The organism is Desulfosalsimonas sp. (genome assembly GCF_046483245.1).
In the GTDB taxonomy this organism is placed as follows: Bacteria; Desulfobacterota; Desulfobacteria; order Desulfobacterales; family Desulfosalsimonadaceae; genus Desulfosalsimonas.
Genome location: NZ_JAWODO010000041.1, coordinates 26,183 through 44,081, shown reverse-complemented (window position 1 = coordinate 44,081; position 17,899 = coordinate 26,183). Strand labels below are relative to the sequence as shown.

15 protein-coding genes and 1 tRNA gene are annotated in these 17,899 nt (G+C 50.7%); 6 read left to right on the top strand and 10 right to left on the bottom strand.

Features of this window, described 5'->3' with window-relative positions; genetic code table 11:
• Nucleotides 1-26 precede the first annotated feature (26 nt).
• Entirely contained in the window at nucleotides 27-935 is a 909-nt protein-coding gene (locus R6U41_RS04220) for an adenylate/guanylate cyclase domain-containing protein (protein WP_410268587.1), read from the top strand.
• A 47-nt stretch (nucleotides 936-982) separates the two neighbouring features.
• Here the strand turns inward: R6U41_RS04220 and R6U41_RS04215 are convergent, their stop codons facing one another.
• From R6U41_RS04215 to R6U41_RS04170, 10 genes are all read right to left on the bottom strand, one after another.
• On the bottom strand, nucleotides 983-1,108 hold the full coding sequence (locus R6U41_RS04215) for a hypothetical protein (protein WP_410268586.1): 126 nt from the start codon (nucleotides 1,106-1,108) through the stop codon (nucleotides 983-985).
• Nucleotides 1,109-1,207: 99 nt separating this feature from the next.
• Nucleotides 1,208-3,145, bottom strand: coding sequence for a methyl-accepting chemotaxis protein (locus R6U41_RS04210; protein ID WP_410268585.1), 1,938 nt, complete (start codon nucleotides 3,143-3,145; stop codon nucleotides 1,208-1,210).
• 614 nt (nucleotides 3,146-3,759) lie between these two features.
• Nucleotides 3,760-4,119: a hypothetical protein gene (locus R6U41_RS04205; RefSeq protein ID WP_410268584.1), complete on the bottom strand. Its 360-nt coding sequence runs from the start codon at nucleotides 4,117-4,119 to the stop codon at nucleotides 3,760-3,762.
• Nucleotides 4,120-4,453: 334 nt separating this feature from the next.
• Nucleotides 4,454-4,978 carry a universal stress protein gene (locus tag R6U41_RS04200; RefSeq protein WP_410268583.1) on the bottom strand — a complete coding sequence of 175 codons (525 nt, stop codon included), beginning with the start codon at nucleotides 4,976-4,978 and terminating at the stop codon, nucleotides 4,454-4,456.
• A gap of 193 nt (nucleotides 4,979-5,171) precedes the next feature.
• Nucleotides 5,172-6,542 carry a xanthine/uracil/vitamin C permease gene (locus R6U41_RS04195; protein ID WP_410268582.1) on the bottom strand — a complete coding sequence of 457 codons (1,371 nt, stop codon included), beginning with the start codon at nucleotides 6,540-6,542 and terminating at the stop codon, nucleotides 5,172-5,174.
• Nucleotides 6,543-6,594: 52 nt separating this feature from the next.
• Nucleotides 6,595-8,205, bottom strand: coding sequence for an acyl--CoA ligase family protein (locus tag R6U41_RS04190; RefSeq protein WP_410268581.1), 1,611 nt, complete (start codon nucleotides 8,203-8,205; stop codon nucleotides 6,595-6,597).
• 337 nt (nucleotides 8,206-8,542) lie between these two features.
• Entirely contained in the window at nucleotides 8,543-9,217 is a 675-nt protein-coding gene (locus tag R6U41_RS04185) for a response regulator transcription factor (protein ID WP_410268580.1), read from the bottom strand.
• Between the two features lie 14 nt (nucleotides 9,218-9,231).
• Complete coding sequence (locus R6U41_RS04180; RefSeq protein WP_410268579.1) at nucleotides 9,232-11,418, bottom strand: cache domain-containing protein; 2,187 nt, start codon at nucleotides 11,416-11,418, stop codon at nucleotides 9,232-9,234.
• A 512-nt stretch (nucleotides 11,419-11,930) separates the two neighbouring features.
• Nucleotides 11,931-12,245, bottom strand: a complete 315-nt coding sequence (locus R6U41_RS04175) for a hypothetical protein (protein WP_410268578.1) — start codon at nucleotides 12,243-12,245, stop codon at nucleotides 11,931-11,933.
• 805 nt (nucleotides 12,246-13,050) lie between these two features.
• Nucleotides 13,051-13,148 (bottom strand) — tRNA-Sec (locus R6U41_RS04170).
• 67 nt (nucleotides 13,149-13,215) lie between these two features.
• Here R6U41_RS04170 and R6U41_RS04165 point away from each other — a divergent pair.
• The 5 genes from R6U41_RS04165 to recA all read left to right on the top strand — a co-directional run bounded on the left by R6U41_RS04165 (nucleotide 13,216) and on the right by recA (nucleotide 17,892).
• Nucleotides 13,216-14,367, top strand: a complete 1,152-nt coding sequence (locus tag R6U41_RS04165) for a M20/M25/M40 family metallo-hydrolase (protein WP_410268577.1) — start codon at nucleotides 13,216-13,218, stop codon at nucleotides 14,365-14,367.
• Complete coding sequence (larC, locus tag R6U41_RS04160) at nucleotides 14,364-15,542, top strand: nickel pincer cofactor biosynthesis protein LarC (protein ID WP_410268576.1); 1,179 nt, start codon at nucleotides 14,364-14,366, stop codon at nucleotides 15,540-15,542. Before R6U41_RS04165 ends, larC begins: the two co-directional genes overlap by 4 nt.
• Nucleotides 15,543-15,582: 40 nt before the next feature.
• Complete coding sequence (locus R6U41_RS04155; protein ID WP_410268575.1) at nucleotides 15,583-16,056, top strand: phosphatidylglycerophosphatase A; 474 nt, start codon at nucleotides 15,583-15,585, stop codon at nucleotides 16,054-16,056.
• A 16-nt stretch (nucleotides 16,057-16,072) separates the two neighbouring features.
• Nucleotides 16,073-16,699 carry an RNA 2',3'-cyclic phosphodiesterase gene (gene thpR, locus R6U41_RS04150; RefSeq protein ID WP_410268574.1) on the top strand — a complete coding sequence of 209 codons (627 nt, stop codon included), beginning with the start codon at nucleotides 16,073-16,075 and terminating at the stop codon, nucleotides 16,697-16,699.
• 122 nt (nucleotides 16,700-16,821) lie between these two features.
• Nucleotides 16,822-17,892: a recombinase RecA gene (gene recA, locus R6U41_RS04145; RefSeq protein ID WP_410268573.1), complete on the top strand. Its 1,071-nt coding sequence runs from the start codon at nucleotides 16,822-16,824 to the stop codon at nucleotides 17,890-17,892.
• Nucleotides 17,893-17,899: the final 7 nt, after the last annotated feature.

The following is a 17,899-nucleotide window of genomic DNA, read 5'->3' as shown; positions in this document are numbered from 1 at the left end:
GGGCGTTGCCCCTGGCTTTGGCAAGCATGGTTTCCGGCTATATTTTACTGCGCCGGCTGGTATCCCAGATCCGGAAACTCATGCTGGCCGCCGGCCGGGCCGGGCAGGGGGGAGAAGCGGAGTTGACAGAGCTGCGTGCGGACCGGGAGTTATTCGACATTGCGGGTTCTTTTCATTTGCTGCAAAAGCAGGTTGAAGAATTAAATCGCAAAAACCAGCAACAGGCCACCCAGTTGATGGTCTATGCCAGGGATCTGGCCCTGTCTTATCAGCGCAGCAAGCGTGAAGAGCAATTGCGAAACCGCCTGAGTCGGTATGTGGGCAACAACCTCGTGGAAAAGCTCATTAACCTCAAGGAAGGGGTTTTTCTGGAAACCGAGCGGCGCAATGTCACTGTGCTGTTTGCCGATATCCGTTCATTTACCACCATTGCCGAGCGTATGGCCGCAGAAGAGGTGGTGGCCATGCTAAACGAGTATTTCAGCGTCATGGTGGATATTATTTTTAAAAACAACGGCCTGCTTGACAAGTTCGTGGGTGATCAGCTGATCGCCGTCTTCGGCCTGGTGGACACAGATGGCAATGCGCCGGCCAATGCCATCCGCACGGCCATTGAAATCCAGGCGGCCACAGACGCCATGCGGCGGCGTCGAATGGCCGCCGGATTGGAATATTTTGAACTCGGCATCGGGATCAACACGGGAACGGCCATTATCGGAAATATCGGATCGGCCAACCGGATGGATTACACGGTCATCGGTGATTGCGTCAACGTGGCGGCCAGGCTTGAGCAGATGGCCGCCGGTGGTGAGATCATCATCGGCGAGCAAACCTATCTGGCCAACACGGAGAATTTCGCGTTTGAATGCCGCGGGCAGGTGCACGTGAAAAACAAGCTGGATCCCGTGGTCTGCTACCACGTGCTGCGTTCCTAAACCCGGTTGATCCGGGGTGGTTTCGACAACCCGCCTGTTATTTTTGTTTATCCGCTGGTACGGGTCAGGGCATTCATTTCTTCGGCGGATAAGACCTTGTCGATATCCAGAAGAATCTTGACAGCGGATTCGGTTTTGGCCATGCCGAGGATGAAATGGGTGTTTGCCTGCATGCCCAGCGATGGTGCCGCCTCGATTTGTCCTCCGGTTTATTTTATCAAAGGGCGGTCTTGTCAGACCGCCCTGTTTGCATTTATTGTTTTTTTCAGGTATCAGAATTCTTTGAAATCATTATCGTCCAATGGGATTACCTGATCTGCGTCATTTGACCGGTGTTTTCCGGCAAGCTTTTTGGGGGTTTGTTTCTGCTGCCTGTTTTCCGGCTGATGCGATGACTGTTTTTTGGGACGAACCCTGGCCGTGGATGGCTGTGAATAATCTGACCGGTGGCCTCCACCGGCAGCGCTGCCTGCCACCACCGCTTCCAGTTCGGCAACCATTTTTTCCATTTCTGTCGCCTGGGAGGAAAGTTCTTCGGCTGCACTGGCAGATTCCTCGGAATCCGCGGCATTTTGTTGAACAACCTTGTCCATTTCAGAAACCGCGACATTGACTTGTTCGATGCCCTGGGTCTGCTCCTTTGAGGCGGCGGCAATTTCTGAAATCAAGGTATTCACCTTGGCCGAGCTTTCTTTGATGGAATTGAGCTGCGTGGCGACTTCCTCGGCCACGTTGACGCCATTGTTGGCGTTTTCCTGAGATTTTTCAATAAGCTGGGATGTGTTCTGGGCGGCCTCGGCGCTTCGCTGGGCAAGGTTTCTGACCTCTTCGGCAACAACGGCAAAGCCCTTGCCGGCCTCGCCTGCACGTGCAGCTTCCACTGCGGCGTTAAGTGCCAGAAGATTTGTCTGGAAAGCAATATCATCAATGGTTTTTATAATTTTCGAGGTTTCGTTGGAAGATTCCTTAATTTCATTGATGGCTGAGTTCATTCGCTCCATGGATGAGACCCCGTTTTCAACAACCTTGGAAGTCTCCTTGACAGCATTGTCTGCCTGATCCGCATTTTGGGAGTTTTGGCGGGTCTGTGCCGCCATCTCCTCGAGGGAAGAAGATGTTTCTTCAAGGCTTGAGGCCTGTTCACTGGATCCTTCCGCCAGGGACTGGCTGGTGGAGGCCACCTGGCCGGAGGCTGAAGCGACCTGCTCGGAACTCCTGTTTAAACTATCCACGATATTCATCACCCGACGGCTGATACCGTTGGCGAAAAAGATGACAATCAGCATTGTGGCGCCCAGGAAAACAACGGTCATGATTGTCATGAAATTGCGAATGGAATTGGCCGTTCCCATGAAATCATCAGCTGTCTGAGTTGTTACAACGCTCCATCCGGTAAGGTCCACGGGCGCAAAACCCCCAATTTTTTTATCCCCTTGGTAAATATATTGTTTCACCCCTGTTTGGCCGTTTGTTGCCGCCCGGGCAATGTCTTCCATGCCAGGAAGCTGGGTTATGTCTGTCTCCAGAATAAGGGTTTCATCCGGATGGACGAGAATCAGCCCTTTCTGATTCACTATAAAAGGATACCCGGTTTCGCCGATTTTGACAGAAGTGATTTTATCAGCGATAAAATCAATTTTAACAATTAATGCAAGGACACCGGCAAATTTGCCTTCCGGGGTCTGGACCGGGCTGGCCACCGGCACCACGACATCGCCCGTGACCTTTGATTTTATGGGATTGCCGACCAGGGTTTTTCCGCTCTTTGCTTTTTGAAAATAAGGTCTGTCAGCGATGGAGACATCCCGGTATGCGCCTTTGTTGCCATCTGAATAAATAACACCTTTGGGATCGGCCAAAAAGATGGCTTCATAATCATGACCGATGGACGTCATTATGCCTGAAAGCCTTTTGTCCAATAATTCCGCTTCAGCGGCCGCACTTTGCCTCCCTGTTTCAACCACTGCGGATACCGCTTCCTGCAATTTTACATCCGAACCAATTTCTGTGCTCAGCTTCAGCTCTTCCTTGAGCACCAAATCCGTCATGCTGGACAGATCTTTGGATAAATTGACGACTTGTTCCCGTCCAAGGCCCTGCAGAGCCTCTGATGCCCGGGTAACAGCAAAATATCCAACCGCCAGCAAAGGAATTAACACCACCAGTATTCCGCCGGCGATTAGTTTGAACCGCAATGATTTGGCCTTCATTTCGTTTGCCTCCTTTTAGTTTGGTCATTCTGCAAAATGTTTTCTGTTTAAAATTAAGATGTTTTTCCTCCTGAAATCATAAAAGGATCTTTTCGGACGTGTGGCGGAAAAATTAAGGCCAAAAGTTTTTTTTGTTACATAGTGGGTTGCGACTGTTTTTTTTCGATAACAAACGGGTTTTATGGTTTCCAGAAAGGGCCTTTTATCGGGGGAATACGGGTTTTCCATGAATAGACATCCAAGACGGCACCGGTAATGTTTTCAATTGTGCGCTTTGGATACGCCGGAGCCGGGCGGGCACGGGTATGCTTGCCAAGTTTGGCAAACCCTGATATAGATCTGGGAGAAGAAACCGGGGAAAATCAGATGGGCTTGGAAAGTTAACTTGCTGAAAAAACAAATAAAAATGGCGGAAGTGCATGGGAATCGAACTTGTGCCTTTGAGTATAACCCTTCGTTTTTACTCTATTATTTTTTGCCTTTTCCGATTCCGTGAAAGTTCCGTGAAAGTTCCTCAAAATCCACCACGTTTTCATGTTTTTCCATTAAAGCCCGTTTCCGCTCAAGTGTTACCTCTGCATACACGGTAACTGAATCGCACCTGGCATGATCAGTCAACATCTGAAGTTCATCCACAGTCCCGCCGTCCTCAATAAAATGCGCGCAGCTCGTGTGCTTGGTTGACTGATAAACCCACTTTCTCGGTATTCCCGCATCGTCGCAGGCTTTATACCAGATATTTCTAAGTGATATGCTTTGTATGTCCCCGGCTTCAAATTCCTCTTGATTACTTCATCCATCCATTCCTGATAAAATTGATCGACATCGGTGCGCTGGATTCCGGTGTACCGTTCAAGTCGGAACACCCCACGCTCAACATCGGATTGCATCTGAGCCAAGAGCTTTTCGACCTGTTTGCGCCCGAAATCTTTTTCCGTGTTCGGGTGCGTCTGATACATGCGGCTGCGATCCATATATCTTGAAATCCTGGCTCTTTTGTCGGTTCTCGGATCATACCAAACAACTTACCACCACGGATCAGTTACATCTTTTCTTAAATGGATTGGCCCTTTCATGCATACTCCTCCCTGGATAGAATTCACTCCAAGGTAATTATTATGGTATGTATGAAAAGAGGTGACGTGTCAACTATGATGGTCATGTAAAACGCTGGTTTTCGTTCAGGCAATAGATCGGTAATAACCGTGAATTGCTGCCGCAACAGACAGCGTTCCAAGGTAATGCATGTTTGGTCTGCGCAGCCGGATTCTTTGTGCATTTCCGGCAGCGCGGAGAATTCAGGATGATTTAATCGGGCAGACGCACCGTCAATACTGGAATCATGGACTTGCGGAGCACTTTTTTGGCTGTCGTTCCCAGCAGGCTATCGAGAAGGCCGTGGCCGTGCGTTCCCATGATGATCAGGTCGCACCCGCCCTCCTCGGAAACCTTCAGGATTTTATCCACTGGCTCGCCCCACAATACAACTACTTCGTCGTTTGCAGCCGCTTTTGAAGTGCGGTTTTCAGCCTTGACGTTTTCCGTGAACTGGTTCAGTGTTTCGTGGATTATCACGTTGTCGCGACGTTTCTCCAGAAGTGTTTCCCTGGCTTCCTCGATGTGGCGGTTCTTGATAGCCGCCCACTGGTCTTCCGGCAGGAGACCGGAAAGCTGTGCCTCTATGTTTATAGGGTCCGTGATTACATGCAACACGGTAATACTGGCCCTATAAAGATTGGCCAGGCTGACCGCATAGGAATAAGCGTACAGGGATGTGTCCGAAAAATCTGTGGTATAGAGAATTTTTTTAATCTGAACGGGTTTGATTTTCATGCATCCTCCCTTTGTTCGTGCCATAGTCCTTGAAAAATTAATGAAGACAATTTAAGGCTACCAAACTGAATGCCCATTGTTCCCGGATTTGGGAGTACCATTGAAGGTGGATGACATTCTGTAAAGCCCTTGCCAGATCCAAGGCAATTATGGGAAAGGGGTGGAGACCGGCAAGAGCTTTTGTGCTGTTTTGTTAATTCTTTGCTGGTTCTACATCGGGCTTGTCTGGAATCAGGGAGAGTCTCCTTTCCAAAATAATGTGCAGAACAATACCGACACCCAATCCCCATGCAGCGCCATGCATGGCAAGGACGACAGCCATGGTGCCGGCAACGCCGAGTTCGGCCGGCGTCTCGACCTGTTTAAAAGCGGTGATGATGCATAAATAGCCGGTCACCACCAGGGTCAAAGAGAGGCCGATGGGCAGAAAAGGTTTAAAAAAGCTGACCAACGGCAGGATGAACAGGGCAAGGAATCCGGCCACCCAGAAGGTTCCGCTTCCGCTGGTGATCGAATCCATGGCTTGACGTCCCTGTCGGTACCGGTCAGCCACTGTTGCGGTAACTGCCGTCCAGATCGGTCCTGCCAGTCCCGGGTAAGGCGCGAATAAGGAATGGATAACATTGCGCAGACCGGTAACCAGGTGAATACGATCAGCGCCGGTATCCACCTTCTCATCCGGGCGTGCTTCGGCAGAGGCGGTATGGACCAGTACAGTACCGACAATGATATCTCCGAATGCAATGATATAGGCGATAATGGCGGTTGGAATCGCCTTTATAAACATATCTGCCGTGGGAAATCCAACCATAAACGGCAGGTACCCCCACATCTCTTTAAATGCGGGGATCGTGATGCCGAATTCAATATCCGGCAGGGGGTATTCTCTGACCAACATGCCGATTCCGATGGCAAACACCATGGCGGGAACCATACCAAATTTGCCTAAAATACGGGCAATTTGATTTGTCTGCCTCAGCTTCAAAAATGAAATGGAAAAGAGCATGTAGAAACAGAGCAATGATCCGAGTCCAAGGGCAATAGGGGTATTGGTAATGCGGCCTCCTATCTCCAGTTCGCCCATTAAAGCAGCCACTCCGGCCCCCAGCAGGATTCCGGCCTTGATGGACGACGGAACATTTCTAACGATCCGACTGCTCAGCTTGGTGATACCGAGTAAAAGGAAAATCGCTGCCACGAGCAGCTGGAGAGCGACCAGCGCCTGGATCGCTTCCGGGCCGGGTTCAAACTGGGATAAATACAGCAGGACCACAGGAATGGCCGGCGTGATCCATCCCGGCACCATGGGAACCCCGAGGAATGCCGGGAGCATAAACCCGATGCCACAAACGAAGACATAAGCCAAGGCTATTTCATATGGCAGACCCAGGTATTTTTCAAGTAGTGGAATCATGGCCAGGCTCACGACAAAAAGGATCAAGGCCTGGAAGAATTCAATCCATTCCCATCGATAGTGAATCAGGGGCAGCCTGATTTTAAAGGGGCCAAAAGGCCAATAAGGCTGCTCTTCGCCTTCCTTGCGCTTATACAACGAAAATGACATGGTATCTCCTTTTTGTTTGTTCTTTTAAGATTCATTTGATTAAGCAGAGGCCTTAATTGACCTTCCGCTCACGACCCTGCCATTCTTTTTCACGCAATTTATACTTTTGGATTTTGCCGGTAGCTGTTTTCGGCAGTTCTCCAAACTCGACGACCTTTGGCGCCTTGAACCGGGCCAGATGCTCTTTGCAGAACGCGATGATCGATTCCGCGTCCGGTGTCGACCCGGGTTGTGGCACGACGAAAGCCTTCGGCACTTCGCCCCATTTCTCGTCGGGGATCGGGACTACCGCGACTTCCATGACGCCCGGGTGCTTGTACAATACGTTTTCTACCTCGACCGTTGAAATATTTTCACCTCCGCTGATGATCACATCCTTTTTGCGATCCATGATCTGCACGTAATTGTCCGGATGCATGACAGCCAAATCGCCGCTATGAAACCACCCACCCCTGAACGCCTCCTCGGTTGCCTCGGGGTCCTTGTAGTAGCCCAGCATGACATTATTTCCCCGCATAACAATTTCGCCCATGGTTTTTCCATCGCGCGGTACAGACTCCATGGTGTCGGGATCAACAACATCCATGTGTTCGGCGACAATAAAGGGAACGCCCTGGCGGGCCTTGTAAACGGCTTTTTTGTCGGGGCTTAGATCATCCCATGCCGTTTGCCACTGGCATACGCTATGGGGCCCGAAAACTTCTGTGAGGCCATAGGTCTGGGTTATATTGGCGCCGACGCTTTCCATGTTCTGTATTACCGTAGGAGCCGGGGGGGCACCTGCAGTCATGATTTCAAGGCGATGGTCTAACCGGATCTGGTTTTCGATGGCATAGGCAGACATGCCGATCAATACCGTCGGTGCGGCACACAGATGAGTAATGTCTTCGGCCTTGATTGTTTTGTAGATTTCTTCCGGGACCACTTTGCGCAGACATACGTGGGTTGCCCCAACAGCCGTAATGCCCCAGGTGAAACACCAGCCGTTGCAATGGAACATGGGGAGAGTCCACAGGTAAACAGATTGATCATCCGTGTGGAATTCCAACTGCTCGCCGATGGCATTCAGGTAAGCCCCGCGGTGATGGTACATGACTCCTTTGGGCTGCCCGGTGGTACCCGAAGTATAGTTGATCGTTGCCACATCGTATTCATCCTCGATGGCATTTTCCACCGGATCGGGTGAACTCAATCCGATAAATGTCTCATAATCGGGACCATCCAATGGCATTTCATTGCTTGCATCGCAGATGTTGACCAACAGATCGATATGCGGCAATTTATCGATCACCGGCAAAACAGTGGGGGCAAACTCATTGTCTACAAACAGGGCTTTTGCATCTGAGTGGTTGATGATATATTCAATTTCTCCGGAAGAAAGACGGATGTTGATAGCCACCAGAGTTGCCCCGATCATGGGTACTGCGTAATGGGCCTCGAGCATCGGGGGGATGTTGGGGCAAATAAAACCTACTTTATCCCCTTTGCGGATGCCACTTTTCAAAAGAGCATTGGCGAACCGAAACACCCTTTCCTGGAACTGGGCGTAAGTATAACGCTTTGGTCCGTTGATGACCGCGGTCTTTTCCGGAAAAACCGACGCACTTCGATAAAGAAAATTGACTGGACTAAGCAGATGCTTACAAACTGAACGGTTTGCCATTGCCTACCTCCTGTTTAATTGGTATTTTGTGTTCAATCGGATTGCAGTTGGACTAATTGATGGTATAGATTAGTCAATGCAAAATCATTAAACAATAGGCCCATGGCCGAAAATGCAATTGCAGAAAAGCTGATAGCGGGTAGGCTTTTACCGGGTGCTTTGTTTAGGTTTTAAGCCTATGCAGTAAAAGAGAGTTATGTGCATGACGGGATAAAAACAGGGGTACTGCAACACGTAAACTACGAGACTTGTCGCGGATGGGATTTTTTCGAAAGCAGGTAGATATTGATACTTCAGCGCCCAAAAATATAATCAGGGCTTTTGGTGAGAATTACACCTAAAACTCGATTTTCTGTGACCAGTGAACGGCAAATTTGATCAGTTCAGTGTAATGTTTAAGGTCAAGTTTATTCTTTATATTTTCGCGGTATGTTCCGATTGTTTTAGGGGAAAGGTTCATCTGTTCGGCAATTTCCTTTGTTGAAAAACCTTTGCCGGTAAGACGGAAAACTTCCAGTTCCCGGTTGGAGAGCAGGTCCAGTGAAAAGTTATTCTCAAGTTTCTTTTTTTTTGTAACCAGACGCTGGAATACTTTTTCTTTTATCTTTTCACTGGCGTAAATATTTCCGGCAAGAACATGCCGAATGGCCTTGACGACAACAGGTATTGCTTCCTGTTTCATTATGTATCCACGTGCGCCTGCCAGCATTGCCCTTTCGGCATAAAGCGACTCATCGTACATGGAAAGTACCAGCACTGGCAGATCCTGATAACTTCTATTGAGTTCCTGGACCAGGTCGATGCCGTCACTGTCTTTTAAGGAAATATCTACAATCACGAAATCAGGTTTTTGATTCTCAATCTCTTGGATGGCAATTTGAGCGTTTTCCTCACTGCCAATGACCTGCAGGTCCTTTTCCTTGTTTATTAGTTCGGTCATTCCAAGGCAAAATACTGGATGATCATCCACGATGAAGATTGTGACTCGTTTTTTTTCCTGGTGTTTATTCATAAGGCAGGCTTACTTTATCCGTTTTGCACCGTATTTAATAAAACACGAATAATCGTACCGTGTTCTTTTTTGGTAATGATTCGCATCGTTGCACCACTTATTCTCACCCGGTATTCCATAATTTGCAAGCCAATTCCCGGGAGGGATTCATTTTTCTCAAAGCCATTTCCATTATCGGAAATCGAAAGTTGCATTTTTCCCTGATCCCCTGAAAGTTCAATAATGATTTCGTCTGCATTGGAATGTTTGATTGCGTTTGTCACGGCTTCTTGTGCGATAAAATACAGATGAGTTGCGACAATATTATCACTGAAGTGAAACGTCCCATTCCCTTTGAACAGAACTCGAATGCCGGCAGTATCTTCAGTTCTGGCAGCAAGATCTTCCAATGCTGAAAAAAGACCATGGGAGACAAGATGTACCGGGCAAAGCCCCCTGGATAGTGCCCTGATTTTTTTAATGGCATTGCTTACCAAAACCGTTATTTTCGCTGCCAATTGAGCGTGATTGGAGGATTCCTCCTTTAGGTTTGTTTCCAGGACGGTGCATAGACCTTGTACTCCTATCATGTGTGGGCTTAGGTCGTCGTGGAGACATTGGCCGAATTTTTGACGTTCATTCTCAGATATATCCATAATTTGTTTACGAAGGCGTTTCGTTTTGGTGATATCTCTCAAGATTATCACGCTGCCAACCAAATTGCCTTGTGGGTCCTTGTAGGTAGCCCCGCTTATTGTTACCGGAACGATGTCGCCCCGATTGTTCAACCGGCAGGATTCCACAAACGACAGACTTTCACCCGAACGAATTCTTTTTATCATACTGCGGGTTTCGGGCCAGTTTTCATCCGGTACGAAATAGTCCATCTTCCGGCCGATGCATTCTTCCAATCGCCATCCAAATACCCGCGTAAAAGCAGGATTGAAAAAGATTACTTCACCTTTCATATTGTAAAGAACGATAGGATCAGGGGTTGCCTCCATTACTGATTGATAGCGTTCTTGGCTCATACGAAGCGCAGCTTCAGCTTTTCGACGTTGTTTGATCTCCTCGTTCAAATCATTGCTGTATTGTTCCAATTGTTCCATGAAATCATTGAAGTATGAAGCAAGTTGGCCGATTTCGTCTTTTGAATCCCACTCCATGCGCATGGAAAAATTTGTTCTGCCTATTTGATCAAAATGATTGGTCAATTTTTTAAGTGGCTTAGTAATGGACGCGCTGATCTTGAAAGTAAGGGCGATAATCAGGACAATCGTAATTGCTGCTATTAACAATATGAAGGAGCGGATAGTCATCAGAGGACGATAAAATTCGTCCAGGTAGCTTGAAGAGGCCACCATCCAGTCGTATTCAGGAATATGATTGAAAATCACGAGCTTTTGTCTTTCCCTGGGTTCATCGGGATTTTTCCAGGGATAAATGTATTTGCCCTTTTTCTCTTTCACCATTGCTTCCAGGGTTTGGTTGGAAAATTGATCGTCATTTAATACATTTACGCCTTCGAGTTTAGGATGGATGATTGCGGTTCCAGTGCTATCGATTACAAAAGAATATCCGGTTTTGCCGAACCGGAATTTTAATATACTGTCTTTGAAATCATTGACATTCACCACATCCTTGAATTCTTTTCGGTAGGATGTGACCGAAATTATCCAGTCCCAAGGTTCAAAATAAGTCATATACATCGCTTTTGGGCGTAACTGTTTTTCTTTCGGGTTTTTCCACTGATATTCCAGATATCCTTCAAGCACTTGAATTTGACGCTGAATAAACTCATGCTGGGCAACACTGGTGTTGAGCAGTTCCTCTTCAGGATGAATCACTACCACTCCGGAACTGTCGAGACAGTAGGTATAACCGGATTTACCGATGGTCTGGTTCAGGAACAGATTTGTAGTGAGCTGCTTGGCATTGTCTTCGGAGATCTTGCCATCTTGGTATTGATCGTAGTAGTATTGCGCAATTTCTTCGTTTTTCTCAGCGATGGCACGCAGATGATTTTTGATGGATACATCGGCAGAAGTTTTCACCATATTCAAAATGGCCTGTGTTGTGTGCTCTAGTTCGCTTTCAATATTTTTGGTGATTGTATTCCGGACGAGGATGTAGGTAAATACACTTCCCAATGAAAGTGATACTGTAAACAAAATCGTGTAATACAATAACAATTTATAGCGAATAGGAAGGTTTTTTGTCATTTTGGTAACACCATGGTTTGAATTAGACCAAAAAAGACGCAGGAATTCATTTCACATATGAATCGATGAAACGAATCTTTATATGCCTCCAAAAAACCGGGGCGTCAAATATTTTGTTGATTTTAAAAATAAAAAAATCCAATTTTTAAAAAATGCACCATAGCGGCTATCATGCCTCGCGGCTATTTGCCTCCGTGGGGTGCACCATAGCAGTTACATGCCCCCCGACAAAAATTTCTTTTTGCACATTACCAAGATTTTCTTTTCCCCTCCTGTCATTCATCCGCAATGACCTGTTCCGGGCCTATCGGCAGATTACACCGGTATTATGACCGCCATTATGATTTCACGGAGGTTTATCACGCCTCGGCTGAAACGGTCCGTTCCCTGGAAAAAATAGAAACATAATGGGACCTATACTTGGGACAAAATGAATTTTTTATCGTCTGTATGCTTATATGGGAAATAAGGTTTTGCCCCTGGTCAGATTTTGATATGTGAAAGAAAGTCAATCATTTCACCGGCAGAAAAGTGAAAGTACAGACAAAAGAACGGCGTATGCTTTCAGACAAGGCAGTTGTTGTCAACTGCGGCAAAACCGACAACCTCCCGGAAAACGGCGTCAAAGCCCCATCCGCCCGGGAATGAGCCTCCGGCAGGCCCTGCTTGCCCTGCGCAAGGTCGGCCAGCAAAACTTCGGCGAGGCCGGCTCGGGGCAGTGGCCCCTTGATGACGGTTCTGTCATTAAGGTTTCGCCGGTTGAAGAAGACGGAAGGTGCAAGCACCCCAACACGCAGCGGATTCGGCGCATGAAACCAAGCAAACAATCGGTTTCCGGATACAGGACTTACAGATATTATCCGTGGGGAAGGCAACGCGCCGGGCAGGAATGAATTATCACTGGACCCTATAATCCACCACAATAGGAAGAAAAATCTTTTGACCGAAAACAATTCCGATCAGCCGGAACAATCAAATTCCTTTAAAGGAACTGAGGGATTCAGGATGTAAAAAAAGTGTATTGCGCTGTGACTTTCGCCTTTAAAAAACGGTCTGCGGTGTAGTTGTGTGTCGCAAGAAAAGGGCTGGCAGCCGGGCTTTTTGGTCTCCACTTTTTCCGGATTACCGTTTTTTCGGATCAGTCAAGCACAATCTTCCTTTTTTTGCCCTTTGATCGGAATAGCCCCTGATTTGATGTGTGTGTGAAGTGTGCGATGTATGAGTGTGTCTGTGTTTTGTCAGGGACAAAGCTGGAGCAGAGAACCAGACAATCAGGGCTAAAAAACAAACCCCCATGCCTGCGGCTGCAGCCGCAAACACGGGGCAACGAATTATTCAATATCAGACACCGCACACCGGTCGGCTGCGGCGGCGCCCCTCCGACGAGCCTCTTTGTGGCGCCCATTCTCGGCCCGCCGCCGGTCCGACCGATGTGCTTGAGACTTCGATCAACTATCTGGGAATTTCAGTTTATCCCGGCATCTACCGGATGACCCAAAATTCAGGCCTTGCTTCGCTCGTGAATGTAAAAGACAGTTTGTTTTCCGTGAAAGTTTATGGTAAATCCTGAAAGGATCGTGAACGAAAAAAGCGGATTTGAGAAATTCAAGTTACTGAAAAAACAAATAAAAATGGCGGAAGTGCATGGGAATCGAACCCACCCGGGACGGTTTTAACGCCCCACACCGGATTTGAAGTCCGGGAGCCCCACCAGTGAGCTGCGCACTTCCGCATGGATCAATGAGACAATAGTAATTGTGTATTTTTTGTCAATAACATCTTTGGGGTGATTGTGCAATGGTCAACAAAAAACGACTGGCAGAAACCTTTAAAACCCTTGTATCCATAGATTCCGTCTCCCGGGAAGAAGGGCGGGTCTCGCGTGAAATCCGAAAGATGCTCGAGCCCTTAAACCCGGAGATCTTTATCGATGATGCGGGCCGCCACACCGGAAGCGATACCGGCAACCTGATCTTGCGGATTGCCGGCACCCGGGATGTGCCCCCGCTGATGTTAAATGCCCACATGGACACGGTGGAGCCGGGCCGGGGGGTCAAGCCCCGGTTTGTTGACGGGGTGTTTTACAGCGACGGCACAACCGTGCTGGGCGCAGATGACAAAAGTGCGCTCGCCATCATCATTGAAACCGTTTTGTCCCTGCATGAAAACAACAGGGATCACGGTCCCCTGGATCTGGTGTTTACCATATGCGAGGAAATTGGGCTGCAGGGCGCCAAGAACCTGGATTTCAGCCTGATTTCGGCAAAATACGGCTATGCCCTGGACACCGCGGACACCGAAACCATTATCACCCGGGCGCCCACGGCCAATCACTTTGAACTGGTGGTTTACGGAAAAGCCGCCCATGCCGGGGCTGAACCTGAAAAGGGGATCAATGCCATCGTGCTTGCCAGCCGGGCAATAGCCTCTCTGGAACTCGGCCGCATTGACGAGGAGACCACCGCCAACATCGGGGTGTTTCAGTGCGAAGGGGCCACCAATATTGTTCCCGAGACCGCCCGGGTCAAAGGGGAGGTCAGAAGCCATGATCCGGCAAAGCTGGAGGCGGTGACCCGCAAAATCCTGGAGGCCTTTGATGCCCAGGCCCGCACTTGGCCCCGGGAGCAGGGCCGACAAGACGTGTCCCGGGTGACCGTTGATCTGACAAACGAATTTCCAAGGACCCGTATCCCGGAAGAACATGCAGTGGTGCGCATGGCCAAGACCGCCGCGGCCCGCCTGGGCCGGGAGCTGGTCTGCCGCCGCACCGGCGGCGGGGCGGATGCCAATATTTTTTTCGGCAAGGGTATTATCACCGGGGTGATCGGCACGGGCATGCGCGAAATCCACACGGTCCGGGAAAACATTGCCGTTGATGACATGGCCCGCACCGTTGAACTGCTCACCGAGATCATCGGCCTGCACGCCCACGGGGATTATCGCCCATGATTGCCTATTTTGATTGTTTTTCCGGCATCAGCGGGGACATGACCCTTGGTGCCCTGGCGGAACTGGGTGTGCCCATGGACTGGCTGGTGCAGAATCTCAAAGACCAGCTGGGTCTGGATGATTTTCAGCTCACGGCCCGGCGTGTGAAACGCTGCGGCATTTCGGCCACGTCTGTCAGCGTTGAGGCGGAAAACGGACCGGAGCGCGATTACCAGGCCATCTCGCAGATGATCGCCCAAAGCCGCCTGGCCGAGCCGGTCAGGCAGATGAGCCTGGCCATGTTTGACCGGATGGCTGAAGCCGAGGCAAAAATCCACGAATGCGAAAAAGCCCGGGTTCATTTTCACGAAGTGGGCGGCGTGGATGCCATCGTGGACATGGTGGGCACGGCCATGGGCATTGATTACCTGGGCATTGAAAAGGTGTTTGCCTCGCCCCTTCCCCTGGGATCGGGCACGGTCACCTGCAGCCACGGCACCCTGCCCGTGCCGGCGCCGGCAACCGCGGCCCTGCTAAAAGGGGTGTCGGTATACGGATCCCAAATTCCCTTTGAGCTGGTCACCCCCACGGGTGCGGCCATTATTACCACCCTTGCCCGGGATTTCGGCCCTGTTTGCGACATGGTGGTGGAAAATATCGGATATGGGGCCGGCGGCCGGGATCTGGAGGCGCGCGCCAATGTCCTGCGCATCATCACCGGCAGCAGCCCGGATGTAGGGGCGGATGCCATGGTCATGGTGGAAACCTGCATTGACGACATGAATCCCGAGATTTATGCTTATGTTTCAGACTGGTTGTTTGCAGACGGCGCCCGGGATGTTTACATGATACCGGTTTACATGAAAAAGGGCAGGCCCGGGGTGCTGCTGCAGGTGCTGTGTGACAGCGCCTGCCAACAGGCTCTGATGTCGCGGATTTTAAGTGAGACCAGCGCCATCGGGGTGCGCTATTACCCGGTCCGGCGCAGGGTCCTGGAGCGCAGGGCCGTTGTGGTAAGCACCCCTTACGGCGAGATTGCGGCCAAGCAGGTCAAAACCCCGGAAGGCGGCTGGCGCATCGCGCCCGAGTATGAATCCTGCCGCCGTGCGGCAGAGGCCGGCAATGTCGCCCTGCGCACAGTTTATGAATCGGCTCTGGGCTGTTTTGCCCATGACGGGGGCCGGAAGCGTCCGTGAACAATGCCTTGACACATACGGCTGCAGATTATAGAACCAAATGAATTTTATCTCCAAATTGTCCGTGGCCGTGGCCACGGGCGGCTATATCGGCAAAATTTCCTTTGCCCCGGGCACGTTTGGCTCGCTTCCGGGCCTTTTGCTGTACTGGGTCATGGCGCAGATGCACACCGGCTATGCCGCGCTGCTGGTATTGGCCGTGATTGCAGCAGCTGTCTGGTCTGCGGGACGGGCCGAGGCCGTGATGGGGCAAAAAGACCCCGGAGCCATTGTAATTGATGAGATTGCGGGCATGGCAGTTGTTTTTGTGGGGCTTCCCCTGTCCTGGCCCCTGGCGGTTTCCGGGTTTGTGCTGTTTCGGATTTTTGACATCATAAAGCCCTTTCCCGTGGGGTGGCTGGAAAAACAATTTGACGGCGGTCTGGGTGTGGTCATTGATGACGTGGCCGCAGGCCTGATCTGCCGGGTGATTCTGGCAGCAGTCCTGGCTATGTTGCCAGCCGGCTTCGGGTAAGGACCCCGGGATGCCCATGAGTGAAAAAAATACCCAAAGGAGCCGGACACAAGCGCAAACGGACGATTTTGTGCGGGCTTTTATTGCTGTGAGCCTGCCCGGGGAAGTGACAGCGGCCCTGGCCGATTTGCAGGCGCGACTCCGGAAATCCGGCCTGAAAATGAAATACACGGCCCCGGAAAACATTCACCTGACGCTGAAATTTTTGGGCCCTGTGCCGGCTTCGGCCGTAAAAGCGGTTTCTGCTGCCACAGCAGAGGCGGTCTCCGGTTTTTCCAAAATGCGTATAGACACCCGGGGCCTTGGGGTGTTTCCCGGCATTCGCCGGCCCAGGGTCATGTGGACCGGAATCGGGGGACAGACCGAACAGCTGGCATGTTTGCAGCAGGCCGTGGAAGAGAAAATGGCGCAGCTGGGATTTGAAAGGGAAAACCGGGAATTTACCGGGCATTTGACCCTGGGCCGGTTTAAGGCAAAACCCGATCCGGCCGGTGTTGCAGATGCCATTGAACAGTTCGGCGGTTTTTGTGCCGGCCCTTTTGAAATACAATCCGTGCAATTGTTTGAAAGCACCCTGACCCCGAAAGGCCCGGTTTACAGGATGATTTCCGGCCACGGGCTGGGCGCGGACCCCATGGTTTAATATATTTTTCAACAAACACACGAAATTCATTTTGCAGTCTTGCAAAAAATGATTGTCACCGGCATCAACCCCGGGGACCTTGGTTTTCAGGCAAGGGGCATGACACATCCTAGGAGGCGGATATGAGCAAGTCCATGGACAAGGAAAAGGCGGTACAGACGGCCATCGGCCAGATCGAGCGCCAGTTCGGCAAGGGATCGATCATGAAGCTGGGCAGCAACACCATCATTGACATTCCGGCAATCCCCACCGGTTCCATTGCCCTGGACCTGGCTCTGGGCATCGGGGGCATTCCCCGGGGAAGGGTCACCGAGATTTACGGACCCGAAGCTTCGGGCAAAACCACTCTTGCCCTGCATGCCGTGGCCGAGGCCCAGCGGCAGGGCGGCATTGCAGCCTTTGTGGATGCCGAGCACGCCCTGGACACTGCCTATGCCAAAAAGCTCGGGGTCAATACCGATGAATTGCTGGTTTCCCAGCCGGATACCGGGGAGCAGGCCCTTGAAATCGCTGATATGCTGGTTCGAAGCGGGGCCGTGGACATTCTGGTCATCGACTCGGTGGCCGCTTTGGTGCCCCGGGCGGAAATCGAGGGGGAAATGGGCGATTCCCACATGGGCCTTCAGGCCCGGCTCATGTCCCAGGCCCTGCGCAAGCTCACCGGCACCATTTCCAAGACCAACACCTCCCTGATCTTTATCAACCAGATCCGGATGAAAATCGGGGTGGTTTTCGGCAATCCCGAGACCACCACCGGCGGCAACGCCCTGAAATTTTATTCTTCGGTGCGCATTGAGGTGCGCAGGACCGGGTCCATCAAGGAGGGCCAGGAGGTGATGGGCAACCGCACCAAGGCCAAGGTGGTCAAAAACAAGCTGGCCCCGCCGTTTAAGGAAGCCGAGTTTGATGTGATGTACGGCGAAGGCATCTCTGCCGCAGGCGATCTGCTGGATATGGGGGTCAAGGCCGGGGTCATTGAAAAAAGCGGTTCCTGGTATTCCCATGACGGCCAGCGCCTGGGCCAGGGCCGGGAGAACATCAAGAAGTTTTTCCATGAAAATCCGGACCTGCACGCCAACCTGCGCGACCGGGTCAAGACGGCCCTGGGCTTGACCCCGGGCAAAAAGGAAGAGGCCACCGCCGAAGCCGGCCAGGATCCCGCCGGCGGCGAACCCGAAGCAGCGGAAAAATAGGGGAAGC

Bases quoted from the DNA above. Each gene is read 5' to 3' on its own strand.
- R6U41_RS04210 (WP_410268585.1), bottom strand. From the start codon at position 3,145: ATGAAGGCCAAATCATTGCGGTTCAAACTAATCGCCGGCGGAATACTG.
- R6U41_RS04180 (WP_410268579.1), bottom strand. From the start codon at position 11,418: ATGACAAAAAACCTTCCTATTCGCTATAAATTGTTATTGTATTACACG.
- R6U41_RS04215 (WP_410268586.1), bottom strand. From the start codon at position 1,108: ATGCAGGCAAACACCCATTTCATCCTCGGCATGGCCAAAACCGAATCC.
- thpR (WP_410268574.1), top strand. From the start codon at position 16,073: ATGAGTGAAAAAAATACCCAAAGGAGCCGGACACAAGCGCAAACGGAC.
- larC (WP_410268576.1), top strand. From the start codon at position 14,364: ATGATTGCCTATTTTGATTGTTTTTCCGGCATCAGCGGGGACATGACC.
- R6U41_RS04185 (WP_410268580.1), bottom strand. From the start codon at position 9,217: ATGAATAAACACCAGGAAAAAAAACGAGTCACAATCTTCATCGTGGAT.
- R6U41_RS04190 (WP_410268581.1), bottom strand. From the start codon at position 8,205: ATGGCAAACCGTTCAGTTTGTAAGCATCTGCTTAGTCCAGTCAATTTT.
- R6U41_RS04155 (WP_410268575.1), top strand. From the start codon at position 15,583: ATGAATTTTATCTCCAAATTGTCCGTGGCCGTGGCCACGGGCGGCTAT.
- R6U41_RS04205 (WP_410268584.1), bottom strand. From the start codon at position 4,119: ATGGATCGCAGCCGCATGTATCAGACGCACCCGAACACGGAAAAAGAT.
- R6U41_RS04195 (WP_410268582.1), bottom strand. From the start codon at position 6,542: ATGTCATTTTCGTTGTATAAGCGCAAGGAAGGCGAAGAGCAGCCTTAT.
- recA (WP_410268573.1), top strand. From the start codon at position 16,822: ATGAGCAAGTCCATGGACAAGGAAAAGGCGGTACAGACGGCCATCGGC.
- R6U41_RS04200 (WP_410268583.1), bottom strand. From the start codon at position 4,978: ATGAAAATCAAACCCGTTCAGATTAAAAAAATTCTCTATACCACAGAT.
- R6U41_RS04165 (WP_410268577.1), top strand. From the start codon at position 13,216: ATGGTCAACAAAAAACGACTGGCAGAAACCTTTAAAACCCTTGTATCC.
- R6U41_RS04220 (WP_410268587.1), top strand. From the start codon at position 27: ATGGTTTCCGGCTATATTTTACTGCGCCGGCTGGTATCCCAGATCCGG.